The sequence below is a fragment of the Leptospira kobayashii genome (assembly GCF_003114835.2).
GTDB lineage: Bacteria > Spirochaetota > Leptospiria > Leptospirales > Leptospiraceae > Leptospira_A > Leptospira_A kobayashii.
On record NZ_AP025028.1, the window covers coordinates 3,221,278 to 3,234,047 of the forward strand.

7 protein-coding genes are annotated in these 12,770 nt (G+C 40.3%); 3 read left to right on the forward strand and 4 right to left on the reverse strand.

The window, feature by feature from the left end; all coding sequences use genetic code 11:
- Positions 1 to 9: 9 nt before the first annotated feature.
- Entirely contained in the window at positions 10 to 366 is a 357-nt protein-coding gene (locus DI077_RS14415; RefSeq protein ID WP_109020548.1) for a DMT family protein, read from the forward strand.
- Here the strand turns inward: DI077_RS14415 and DI077_RS14420 are convergent.
- From DI077_RS14420 to DI077_RS14435, 4 genes are all read right to left on the reverse strand, one after another.
- Positions 352 to 1,029, reverse strand: a complete 678-nt coding sequence (locus tag DI077_RS14420) for a phosphopantothenoylcysteine decarboxylase domain-containing protein (protein ID WP_109020549.1) — start codon at positions 1,027 to 1,029, stop codon at positions 352 to 354. The two genes, DI077_RS14415 and DI077_RS14420, sit on opposite strands and share 15 nt — an antisense overlap.
- A gap of 26 nt (positions 1,030 to 1,055) precedes the next feature.
- The gene (locus DI077_RS14425; RefSeq protein ID WP_109020550.1) at positions 1,056 to 1,589 is read right to left on the reverse strand and encodes a phosphopantothenoylcysteine decarboxylase; all 534 of its coding nucleotides are present in this window, start codon (positions 1,587 to 1,589) and stop codon (positions 1,056 to 1,058) included.
- A gap of 2 nt (positions 1,590 to 1,591) precedes the next feature.
- On the reverse strand, positions 1,592 to 2,968 hold the full coding sequence (locus DI077_RS14430) for a hemolysin family protein (RefSeq protein ID WP_109020551.1): 1,377 nt from the start codon (positions 2,966 to 2,968) through the stop codon (positions 1,592 to 1,594).
- A 248-nt stretch (positions 2,969 to 3,216) separates the two neighbouring features.
- Complete coding sequence (locus tag DI077_RS14435; protein WP_109020552.1) at positions 3,217 to 5,826, reverse strand: tetratricopeptide repeat protein; 2,610 nt, start codon at positions 5,824 to 5,826, stop codon at positions 3,217 to 3,219.
- Between the two features lie 292 nt (positions 5,827 to 6,118).
- On the opposite strand from DI077_RS14435, the gene DI077_RS14440 reads away from it, so the two are divergent.
- Both DI077_RS14440 and DI077_RS14445 read left to right on the forward strand, forming a co-directional pair.
- Positions 6,119 to 10,501 carry a PAS domain-containing hybrid sensor histidine kinase/response regulator gene (locus tag DI077_RS14440; RefSeq protein WP_109020554.1) on the forward strand — a complete coding sequence of 1,461 codons (4,383 nt, stop codon included), beginning with the start codon at positions 6,119 to 6,121 and terminating at the stop codon, positions 10,499 to 10,501.
- A gap of 48 nt (positions 10,502 to 10,549) precedes the next feature.
- Entirely contained in the window at positions 10,550 to 12,406 is a 1,857-nt protein-coding gene (locus DI077_RS14445; RefSeq protein WP_109020555.1) for an ABC-F family ATP-binding cassette domain-containing protein, read from the forward strand.
- Positions 12,407 to 12,770 lie beyond the last annotated feature (364 nt).

Genomic DNA, 12,770 nt, shown 5'->3' on the forward strand with positions numbered 1-12,770 from the left:
GACCTTTATATGATTACGGTTCTACTCTTATTTTTATCGAATATTTTTATGACATTCGCCTGGTACGGCCACCTAAAGTATGCTAAGTCCAACGGAGTATTTTATGTGATCCTATTTTCCTGGGGAATCGCTTTTTTCGAATATATGCTGATGGTCCCTGCAAACAGAATCGGTTACACTCAATACAGACTGGAAGGTTTTCAATTGAAAATCCTACAGGAGATCATAACCATCGTCGTATTTATTTGTTTTGCGACATTCGTACTCGGGGAAAAAATAAAATGGAATTATATAATCAGCTTCGGACTGATCGTGCTTGCAGGTTATTTTGCATTCGCATTTGGAAAAGGATCACAGGGACATTAGGAACTGAACCAATTCTTTTGCGATTGTTTCTTTTGATGAAGGTCCGATTTCCTTCACTACCCCGGAACGGTTGTATATGCGAACAGATGAGTCTTTTTCACCAAATCCTTCCGTTTGGCTGACATAGTTTCCTATGATCCAGTCGATTCCTTTTTTTTCCAATTTTTCTTTGGCGTATTTTTCAAGATCTCTTGTTTCTGCGGCAAACCCGATGCGAACTGCGTTTTTCCAACCCTTCTCTTTCACAAAGGCGGACACTTGTTGCAAGATATCGGGATTTTCCTCCAGTTCCAGAAGCAATCCTTTTTTGGCACCTTCCCTATTGTCTTTCTTTATCTTATGTTCTGCGGTCATGATCGGACGAAAATCGGCAGGAGCGGCCGCCATAACGAGAAGAGTGTCCTCTTCCATTTCCTCAAGCACCGCGTCTCTTAATTGAATCGTAGTTTCGACCGAAATGATTTTCTTTGCGCGATCCACATAAGCATACTTTTCCAATGTATTTCCATGAATATACACCACATCAATATTATGTGAAATGAAGGCTTTTGCAATATGGAAGCCCATTTTTCCGGAAGAGGCATTCGAGATATAACGGACCGGATCAATCCACTCTCTGGTCGGGCCGGATGTGACGATGATTTTTTTGTATTTGGAATTCATAAAAGGAGAAGGTGTGAAAAATTAATTTATATTTTAGAATGAAGCTCTATGATTTTTTCTTCAATGGATTCAACGGTTGCCAATTTCCCATAACCCTCGTCCCCACAGACCACAATTCCTCTGTCAGGTGAAACGATATGAACGCCGTCTTTTTCCAGAAGGGACAAATTTCTCTGAACGGCTTTATGAAGATACATTCCGGGATTCATAGAAGGAGCAACAAGTATCGGGCAAGTCGCCGCAAGATAAGTGGAAGTTACCAAATCGTCAGCGATTCCGTTTGCCATTTTGCCGATTGTATTTGCGGAAGCGGGAACCACTGCAAATACGGACGCAATATTTTTAATTTCAATATGAGCCATCCCGGTATCGAACTCGTTGATTCTCACCGGTTTACCAGTTAACGCTTCAAAGGTGATCTTTCCCACAAAATGTGTCGCATTTTCCGTCATGATCACCCGAACGGGAAATCCTTTTTTGGTGAGATTACGCACGAGTTCACATGCCTTATAAGCGGCGATGGAACCGGAAACAGCGATTACAATTTCTTTTGAACTCAAAATTACCTGTCCTCGCCTGCCAGTTCCTTCTCCGATTCGGAATCCGATTCGTCCGCAAAATCTCCCTTAGGTGTAAATAAAATGGATACGATTTTGTTTCCCTCCATTTTTTTCACCTTTAGAATTCCTTTTTTGATTCGAACGGAACTTCCTTCTTTGGGCATGTCTTCGTTTTTTTCCAAAAAGTATCCTGCGATGGTTCTGACTTCTTCCATATCCGCAGGCTCTTCCCCTTCCAGAATTCCGGTGAGGCTGTCGATTTCCGTTTCTCCGTCGATCAGGATCGGTTTTGATTTTTTAGTAACTGCGGGAGTGTCTTTCTCATCAGTATCCGTTTCATCCCGGATCTCACCGAAAAATTCTTCAATGATATCTTCCAATGTCAAAAGTCCGGCAACTCCGCCGTATTCGTCGATTACGATCGCCATATGTTGCTTTTTTTCTCGGAGTTTGGACATCACTCTTTCGATCGACATGGATTCGGGAACAACGGCAAAATCCCTTTCCATAATCGCTGTTATCTTTTCTTTTTTGCCTTTGCTTGTGGCATGATCGGCCTGCCATTTGAGATATTTTTGAACATGTATAACACCAGTTATCTTGTCCAACGTTCCGTCGTAAATCGGATATCTGGAAAAACTATGTTCGGCGATCAAAGGAAGAATCTTATCAATCGTCGAATCCTGCGAGATACCTACAATGGACAGACGATGAGTCATTACATCTTTCGCAGTATGTTCCGAAAAATCGAAAGTCTTTTGGATGAGGCGCATCTCTTCATTGTCGATTCGCCCGCTTTTCCTTTGCTCTTCAATGATGATCATCAACTCTTCGGGAGAGTGGACGTATTTATCGCCTGTTCGCTGGAGGCGAAAAATAGTAAGAACTCCTCCTGCAAGACGGTTCATCACGAATGTTACTGGAAAAAACAAATAATAGAACAACCACATTGGTCCGGAAACACCCAAAGCGACAGCTTCGGTATTTTGAATCGCAATGGTTTTGGGAACAAGCTCTCCCAAAATCACGTGAAAGAGAGTGATCAGAGTAAAAGCCACTCCGATGGAGATACTATGAATCGTAACCGGTTCCGCAGGAATGGTAAACAGACTAAAGATCCCGCCTACTATCCTTGCAAAATATTCTTCTCCGATCCAACCGAGAAGTAAACTAGCAACCGTTATACCCACTTGGCAAACGGAAAGCATATCGTCGATTTTTCCAATCGCTTTTTTTGTCAAAAGCGCCATGGAACGATTTTCTTTGACCAACTCCTCCAAACGGGAAGGGCGCAAGGATACCATAGCAAACTCGGAGGCTACGAAAAACCCGTTGATAAAGACCAGAAGAAAGATAAGAAAAATGCCTATCAGTTCCATAAGAACTCTTTTCTTTGATGAGTGTGGAAAGGCAAAGGTCGGAAGGATGACAGTTCAAAACTGAGAAAGAATGGCAAAATGAGCGGCAAAATAAAAATACTATCGGGGTCCATCGCGGATGTGTAACTCTTCCTCCTAAGGAGAGATGAATAACTGATAAGTATTGGAATTACTCATACACTGTCAGCCTATATTTTTCGAAAAAAAGAACCAAATTTTGGAATTATGTCCCATTGTGTTTTTCCCATTCAATGAGGTGTTTGCGAGATAACTACCCCTTCTTCCCGAAAGAAAGTCGGGTCCAGAAGGAAAGCGGCACTCGGCAGGTCGGAATAAGACCATTTCGGTTTATAAAATACCGATTTTACCCCGGATCTAAACCAAAACTGAAGCCAGGACAAATGCAATGAATAAGAATCCTGCAAAGACCTGGTAAGCACTTTATCCGAATAAATGATCGCACGAGGAACGGTTCGGTAATCAATCCTTCTGGAAAGACGATTCAAACTCACCTCTTCGAAATTTCCGACCCCGTTTTTGCAAGCCCAGGCCAAATCCCGAAACGAAGAGTTTTTAGACTGTGCCTCAAAATCCCATAGATGCGCCCTTTCTTTTTCCTTTAAAATTCTGGACCCTTCAAAGTAGGAAGTTTCAACCGTTTTCAATCCGTTCATCGGATTCGGGAAAGGACAATTCCAACTAACAACCGATAAAGATTTTGCCGTGTCCGAATTCGGTATCATGGAATAAAAAAGAAAAAAATCCTTATCTTTGAAATCTTTTTTCAAAACGCGAGATGCAACTAATCCAGGTTCGTTGAAATAAATCTGATGGCGTTCCGATTCCTTAGTAAGATAATAAAAATCCTTAACGGACTCGGTGACTTCCAAGGAATCAAAGCGGGAGGTTCTTATCTCCTTCCAAGTGAGAGCGTTTTTCTTTGATTCTTTCGGATTGTAAAAAAACAAGAAAATGGAATCCTTATAAGGCAAAACAATGATAGAAGGATTTTTAGATGTTTCCAAAGCTTTCGCGGGAGACTCTTCTTCCTGTTTTGCAAGTATCATGGATTCGGTTTGCCTACTCTCCACATACGTGGAGTCGAAAAATTTAGATTCTCTTTGTGTATGGAAACCGGAAAGATATTTGAATTGGGATTCCAGAAACTGAATCTGAAAAAGAGACTGCGGTTTTCCTTTTTCATTTAACTTTCTTTTAATGAGTTCGTAATTGTAGAGAGATTCCAAAAGTCCCCAACCGTCCGACTCGTCTTTTAAAAACTGAACGGAATAATCCCAAAATTGATCCGTAGAAAAGGACACCGGTCTGTAGTTCCTAATCAAAAACAAATCCTCATAAACAGCGGAATTTTTGTAATCGGAAATTCCTTCCCGTATATGAGCTGTTAGTGGACCTCTTTTTCCGGAAGCGGTGTGAGCGAAAACGAATCCGAAATTGCGGATGAACTCGGTAGAAAAAAACGAATTCTCAGTGTCAAGAATTCCTCTGCTCTTGGTAAATTCGATTGTGGACTTGCGAAATTCCTTTCTGTATATCTGATTGTAACCTTGCAGCATGGTTGCGGCGTATTCCAAACGACGCCATCCCTTTCCCGCAGCCATATAAATGATTTCATCCGCAATCTGGGAAGCAATCTCCGGATTCTGATCCATTATGATCTGCGCCAATCTAAGCTTCGGCCAAATATCGTCTTCATTCAGTTTTTCCGGGTCTTGGATTTTCTGAAGGGCACGAATCGCATTATCCGCATTTTGTGCCTTCCACACACTGACAGCAATCAAATCCTTGGCTCCCGTAATCGTAATCGGCTCGTTCAAAACCGGATGTAGGATATTGGAAGACCAATTCGACAAATCCAACTTCAAATAATACTCTACCGATTTTTTATAATCTTTCTGAAGGAAAGCAAGCACTCCCAGTTTCAAATAGATTCGATTGGTATAAGAAGTTTTTTTACTTTTGGTAATTTGCAGATATTGTAATAATGATTCTTCCGCAAGTGCATAATCCCCTCCCAATGTTTGGAAGAAAGAAAGCCTTTCGATCGAATTTTCACTCACCTCTCCGTCAGCAATCCTCTCGAAATCCATAATCATGTTTTGGAAATAAAAAGCTTCGCGAATCAAGCCAAGGAACGCGAGTTTGGCGGGAAGATCTTCGTCGATTCGATCCAAAAGAGGAATCCATTCAAGCAATGGGTCTTCAAAAAAGGGAGATGCTACACGCATTATATTTACGTATTGCTTGTGCATGTCCTTTTCTTTTCCATTCGGCAAGTCGATATAATATTGCAATCGAAAGACCCGGCAAAGTGCGTAGTACGGTTTCGATTTCAGACAATCCATCTTAAGCATGGATTTTTTTTCGTCTTCTCCTCCCTGGAAAAGATTGGCATGCATATTTTTTGCTAAATTTCTAAAATAGGTATTCGGTTCTTTTTGAATGTATGTGTCCAGAACCTTAATCGCTTGAGTATCTTCACCTTGCGCTTGTTTCCATAAAGAAGTAAGGAGTGCGTCTGCAAAAGAATATTCTCCTTTTTTGGTTCTGAGATCATAAAGGATATTTGCAATTCCCACTTTGTCTTTTCTTTTCAAATAGAATTCGCCTAACGCCAGATAATAGTCAATCTCCTGGCTGGTGTTCAGATTTTGCGGAGATTTAAAACGAAATCCGTCTCTGGAGGAAATGACTTCGTTTCCCTGAATCATCAGAGCTCCTCCACCGGAGTTTACGGACCAACCCTGGTTTCTTTTGCCCTGACTCTGCAGCCCGGAAGGGTAAAACGCGAAGCTTCCCAAAACTAAGAGGATAAGTAATGAATAATTGTAGAACATAACCCTACTTCACCCTCTCAAATCGATGCATTTTGGTCAAGTGACATAAGTTTTCGGGAGATTTTCCCCGTACAAATCCTGGTAAAACCCGTTTTCAGGAAAGATATAGATTCCATATCGGGAAATTGACTGTTCTGCGGAAAAAAAAACGGGTGCGGTTTCGAAGCTCGAAAATATAATTTCGGTTAGATGACAGAGAAATAAATTTCCACCCAAAAATAAACACAAGCTAGACTTTATTTTCACTTTACGAAGTAAGAAATTTACTTTATTATTACGGGGAATCGGTAACATGGCTGCAAAAAAAGCAAACTATCTGAAAGAAGAGTTTTTTGATTATTTGAAGTCAGATCCTTCCCTTTTCCGCTTTATCTTGGAAAACTCCCTCGATGGAATTTGGTTTACCGACTTGGAACATCCGGGACAAAATTGGCTTTCCGATTCTTTCTGGAATACCCTGGGATATGACCCGAAATCGGCCGAGGAAAACAACCTGCAATGGGAAGATCTTATCTTTCCCGAAGATAAAATAAAAGCCTCGGAAAGTTACAGAAAATATATCCATCAAAATTCTTTCTCCTATGAAGAAGTTTTGCGCTTCAAACACCAAACAGGCAGAACCGTTTGGCTGCAATGCAGAGGAACCGTAATCAAAAATCGGGAAGGCAAACCCATTCGATCCTTTGGAAGTCATGTCGATATCACCACTTTAAAAGAAAATGAAATCATATCTCAAAGAAACTCATCCCGCCTAACTTCTTTATTAAATAATGTGGGAGATATGATTTTTGTTTTGGATTCCAATTTCGTATTCCAGGAATTTCAAAAACAAACAACGGATTCCAGTTTCATTTCACCTGACGAATTTACGGGGAATTCTCTCAGAAGCCTTCCTTTCCCCGAAGGACTTGCCGACAAAATAGAAAATTGCATCACCCACACGATTCAAACGGGAGAAAAAACCGAATTGGATTATTCCATCCATTTTGCGAAAGAAGAAAGAAGATTTCATACGATCATTTCACCGATATACAATGAATTCGATAAAGTAACAGAAGTTATCTGTGTTGCCAGGGATATTACGCAAAACTACAAACTCCAGAAAACCATTGAAGAAGAAAGAGGAATCTTTATCAACGGACCGACCGTAGTATTCAAATGGAAGGCTGATCCCGGTTGGTCTATGGATTATATTTCACTCAATGTCCAGAATCTCCTCGGGTATTCCGCTTCGGATCTTTTGGGTGAACAAAACCAATATATGGATTTGATCCATCCTAACGATAGGGAAAGAATCAAACTGGAGGTTAAACTTTACATTAAACAGAAAGTAACCTATTTTGTTCAAGAATATAGGGTCATAAAAAAAGACGGATCCGTCATAACAGTTATTGATTATTCCACGCCTATTTATGATGAAAACGATTCAGTGAAAGCCATGTTCGGATATGTACAGGACATTTCCGAAAGAAAAATTTTCGAAGAAGAAATTCTGCGACAAAGAAATGAGATACGCCGCGTCTACAAAAGATTGGAAGATACAAATTCTGTTGCTCATATAGGAGGATGGGACATTGACCTCCGAACAAATACATTATGGTGGTCAAAGGAAACCAAAATTATGTATGAGGTGGATGAATCCTATATTCCCAACCTAGTTACCGCAATGGAACTGATTAAAGAAGGCAAGAGCCGAGAAAAATTTCTGCAAGTTTATGAAGAAGCAATTACGAAAGGAACTACTTACGATATCGAAGTTCAACTGTTGACCCTGAAAGGTAGGGAATTTTGGGCCAGGGCCAGGGGAAATCCGGAATTTAGAGACGGCAAATGCATAAGAATCCACGGATCCATCCAGGATATAAACGAACTCAAGTTAGATGAGATAAACCGCGCTATCACGGAAGAACAGTTTAAAAAAGCGTTCGAATCGGCCGCTTTGGGAATGGCGATCGTATCTCTTGATGGAAGATACGAAGAAGTAAACCAAAGTTTGTGCGAAATGTTCGGGTATTCCAAAGAAGAAATGAAAAACAAAACGTTTCAGGAAATCACCCATGAAGATGATTTAAAAATGAATCTCGCCCAGCTACAAGAACTTCTGGATGGAAAAAAAGACAATTACCAAGTGGAAAAAAGGTATTATAGAAAAGACGGATCGATCCTTTATGCATTGTTCAGCGTATCCATAATTCGTTCGTTAGACGGAACTCCCCATCATTTTGTCGCACAGATAAAGAACATTACCGACCGGGTCATTGCGGATCAAAAACTAAGTTACGCACTAGGAAATTTGCAAACCATTATGGATGCAAGCACTCATGTATCCATAACAAGTACGGATACGAGCGGAGTATTTACGAGTTTCAACAAAGGCGCCGAAACATTATTAGGTTATACTGCGGAAGAAATGATCGGAATACAAACTCCCGTAGTGATTCATAAGGAAGAAGAAATCATCAAACGTTCCGAAGAATTAAGCAAAGAAATCGGCAGGCCTATTTCCGGGTTTGAAACGTTCGTATATAATGCAAGGCTCGGGCAATATGATTCCAGTGAATGGTCTTATGTTCGTAAAGACGGAACAAGTTTTCCCGTTCAACTGATCGTTACCGCGATCAGGGATCAAAAAGGAGAAATCATAGGGTATTTGGGAATCGCAAGTGATATTTCCCAATTGAAGGAAACACAAAAACAGCTCAGAAAAAGCGAAGAACGTTGGCAGTTTGCTTTGGAAGGTTCCGGCGACGGAATCTGGGATTGGGACGCGCAAACCGACAAGGTTTTTTATTCCAGCCAATGGAAACGAATGTTCGGTTATGAAGACAATGAAATCGGGAACACACTGGAAGAATGGGACAAACGGATCCATCCTGATGATAAAAATGTTTGTTATGCGAAACTGAACCAACATTTCAACGGAGAAACCCCGTTCTATTCCAACGAACATAGAATGTTATGCAAGGACGGAACTTATAAATGGGTTTTGGACAGAGGCAAGGTAATCCACTGGACCAATGACAAACAACCCAAACGCGTTATCGGAACTCACACCGATATAACAGAACGAAAGAAAATGGAAAAAGCGGTCATCGACGCAAGACTGAAAGCGGAAGCAGCTAACCTGTCTAAGTCGGAATTTCTGGCAAATATGAGTCACGAAATCAGAACTCCTTTGAACGGAGTCATCGGGTTCAGTGATCTCCTTATGAGAACGGAATTGGACGAAACACAGCAACAGTATATGCAGACCGTTTACCAATCCGCAACTTCCCTTCTCGATCTGATCAATGATATATTGGACTTTTCCAAAATCGAAGCGGGAAAGATGGATCTGCACATTGAGAAAGTGGATATCTTCGAACTCGCCGGCCAGATCGGAGACATGGTAAAATACAAAGCTCATGAAAAAGGTTTGGAGATTTTACTCAACATACATACGAACACTCCGCGTTTTATATGGGCGGACTCAGTTCGCCTAAGGCAGGTTATGGTGAATCTGCTCGGAAACGCGGTGAAATTCACCCACTCGGGGGAAATCGAAATCAAAATCGAATGTTTGAATCCGCAGATAGACAATCCGGTGAAAGACTTTATGTTTTCCGTAAGAGATACAGGTATCGGAATTTCAGCATCGAACAGGCAAAAAATATTCGAAGCATTCGAGCAGGAAGATTCTTCCACAACAAGAAGATATGGAGGCACAGGGCTAGGACTCGCCATTTCCAATCAACTTTTGGGGCTGATGAACACCAAACTTCAGTTAGATAGCGAGCCCGGTATGGGAAGCTGTTTCTATTTTCCCTTAAAACTAAAATCGGAAAACGGAGAATTGCCTGAACTGAATGTAGAATTAAAAATCAAAAAAATACTCTTAGTAGATGATAACTCGAACAATTTGATCATTCTTCGCGAAATGCTCGCTATTAAAAACATTGATGCGGATCTCGCCACCAATGGAATCGAAGCTTTGGAAAAGATCAACAGACAAAGAGATTATGATGTGATTCTGGTTGATTATCATATGCCTTATATGGACGGTTTGGAAGTAATCCGAAACATCAGAACCAAGATGGGGCTTTCTGCGGAAGAACAATCGATTATTTTTCTGCATAGTTCGTCGAACGATCTGGAAGTGGAAAAAGAATGTTCCAGGCTGGAAGTTCAATTAAGGATTGTTAAGCCGATTAAGATGGAACAACTGTTTGCAAGCCTTGCAAAAATAAGAGAGAAACCGAAACGAACAAAAGGCAAACTAACGGACTCACCCGCAATTTCCAAAGACAAACGGTCCATTACAGTGATGATCGTGGAAGATAACAGTGTAAATATGTTATTAACAAAAACCATTGTTAAAAAATGTCTTCCTCAGTCTCAAATCGTAGAAGCGGAAAATGGAATAGAGGCCATCGACAAATTCAAACTTTATTTACCTGATCTGATTTTGATGGACATTCAAATGCCAGAGATGAACGGTTATGATGCAACCGTTGCCATACGCAAGATTCCCAAAGGAGAAAACATCCCCATTCTCGCTCTGACTGCAGGGACCGTCAAAGGTGAAGAGGAAAGATGCAGAGAAGCCGGAATGAACGATTATATTTCCAAACCGGTAGTCATGGCGACAATCAAAAACAAAATCAATAAATGGACCGAAAACTGGAAGGTTAAATAATAATACCTTTTTTAGCTTCGCATCTTCTGATGGCATAGAGGTGCGACTTTGTTACTTTCTCTTTCCAAATTAACTAAAATCATCGGTGAAAAAGTTTTATTCAAAAACTTGGATTTCGGAATTTCCGAATTGGAAAAAGTTGCGATCGTAGGAATCAACGGTTCGGGAAAGTCCACGTTACTTCGCGCGATTCTCGGCAAAGAAGAGTTAGACGCAGGGAACATAGTTGCCAATAAACAACTTAAAATTGCGGTTTTGGAACAAAATCCGACTTTCGACCCGGACGAAATCATTTTGGATCATATCTATCGGGGTGGAGGGAAAATGGTTTCCCTCATTCATGATTATGAAGCGGCTTGCGATGCTTTGGAAACAGGCACGGAAGAAGCCGAAAAAAATTATACCAGACTTATGCAGGAAATGGATCGTTTGCAGGCTTGGGATTACGAAGCCCAGATAAAATCCATATTATCTGAGTTAGGTGTCAATCATTTAGAAAGAAAGATGTCCGAGCTTTCCGGAGGGATGCTGAAAAAAGTAGAACTCGCAAAATCGCTGATAGAAGAAAGCAATCTGTTGATTTTGGACGAGCCTACCAACCATTTGGATGTAAATTCGATCTTATGGCTCGAAGATTATCTGATCAATTGTGAAAAAGCGATTCTACTCATCACTCACGATCGTTATTTTTTAGACAGAGTCGTTTCTAAAATTCTGGAAATCGATCGGGGAAATTTTTTCAATTACGAAGGGAATTACTCTCAATACCTGGAAAAAAAAGTGGAAAGGGAGGAGACTTTACTCAAACAGGAAGACAAGGCGAAACAATTCCTGAAACAGGAAATCAAATGGCTCAAAAGACAACCTAAGGCACGTTCAACGAAACAGAAAGCAAGAATCGATCGTGCGGAATCTTTGAAAAACAGAGAAGTATTCGAACTCCAAAAGGAATTGGAACTGAGTGTCGCCGCCAAAAGACAAGGTAAAACCATTTTGGAAATCCATTCTTTACAGAAGTCCTTTCAAGAAAGAGCGATTGTCAAAGATTTCACTTATTATTTTAAAGCGAAAGAAAGACTGGGAGTCATCGGCCCCAACGGAGTGGGCAAATCCACTTTACTCAATTTGTTTGCAGGAGTATTACAACCCGATTCCGGTTTTATCAAACCGGGTATCAATACCAAAATCGGATACTTCGATCAAATCAGTAGAGAGCTCCCCTTGGATATGAATGTATTGGATTATATTAAAAAGTACGCGGGGGAATACATCACAAATGATGAAGGTGAAAAGATCACCGCTTCGAAAATATTGGAACAGTTTTTGTTTGATGGGAAAACACAACATTCTCAGATCGCCAAACTTTCCGGAGGCGAAAAGAGAAGACTCTATCTGGTTCAGATACTTATGTGCGGTCCGAATTTTTTAATCCTGGATGAACCCACGAACGATTTGGACATCCAAACCCTTTCCATATTGGAAGATTTTTTAAATGGTTTTCCGGGCACTGTCGTTACGGTTTCTCATGACCGTTATTTTCTCGATCGGGTCGCGGAATCTTTGTTAGTTTTTAAAGAGGGTGGCCAAATAGATACTTATATCGGAACCTTCTCTTCCTTTTTGGAAAAGCAGATCGACGGCAAAGAAGAGGCGCCTTCCAAAACGATTAAAGCCGAATCTACGATCGAACAGAAAAATCCAAGCACTAAAAAAGATACAAAGGAAGACAAACTTCGAAAAAAAATCGAAAAGGAAATAGAAGACCTGGAATCCCAAAAAAACGAACTTTCATCCTCGTTGGAAATTCATTCCGCCGACCATAAAAAACTGCAAGAGATCGGCACTGAAATAGGAAAGATAGAAACCCAAATTGCAAAGAAATACGAAGAATGGGAAAACATATAAGCCCGAACGAAAGCAGATGATTTTCCCTAGCATAATATACTGTATTTTTAGATAATATATTATACTTACCTTTTTTCCTTATTCCTCACGAAGCAAAACAGCTTTTAAAAACAAAATACAATATCTTTCTCAAATCTCCGAAACAAAGCACCTGCAAGAATTAAAATTCTACGATAACGGATTAATTTTTTAAGATTATAGAATTTAAACACAGGGCATGACGAATATTAGCTGTTAGCCGATACAAACATGAAATGATCGTTGTCCATTTTTCTTGCTAAAATTCAAATTTTGATTTTCATTTTTTCATTCTATTTTATGGATTGAATACCAATAGATTCAATAGTATAACTGACCATTAATC

Coding starts and splice junctions, on each gene's coding strand:
- DI077_RS14415 (WP_109020548.1), top strand. CDS start 10: ATGATTACGGTTCTACTCTTATTTTTATCGAATATTTTTATGACATTC.
- DI077_RS14420 (WP_109020549.1), bottom strand. CDS start 1,029: ATGAATTCCAAATACAAAAAAATCATCGTCACATCCGGCCCGACCAGA.
- DI077_RS14430 (WP_109020551.1), bottom strand. CDS start 2,968: ATGGAACTGATAGGCATTTTTCTTATCTTTCTTCTGGTCTTTATCAAC.
- DI077_RS14435 (WP_109020552.1), bottom strand. CDS start 5,826: ATGTTCTACAATTATTCATTACTTATCCTCTTAGTTTTGGGAAGCTTC.
- DI077_RS14440 (WP_109020554.1), top strand. CDS start 6,119: ATGGCTGCAAAAAAAGCAAACTATCTGAAAGAAGAGTTTTTTGATTAT.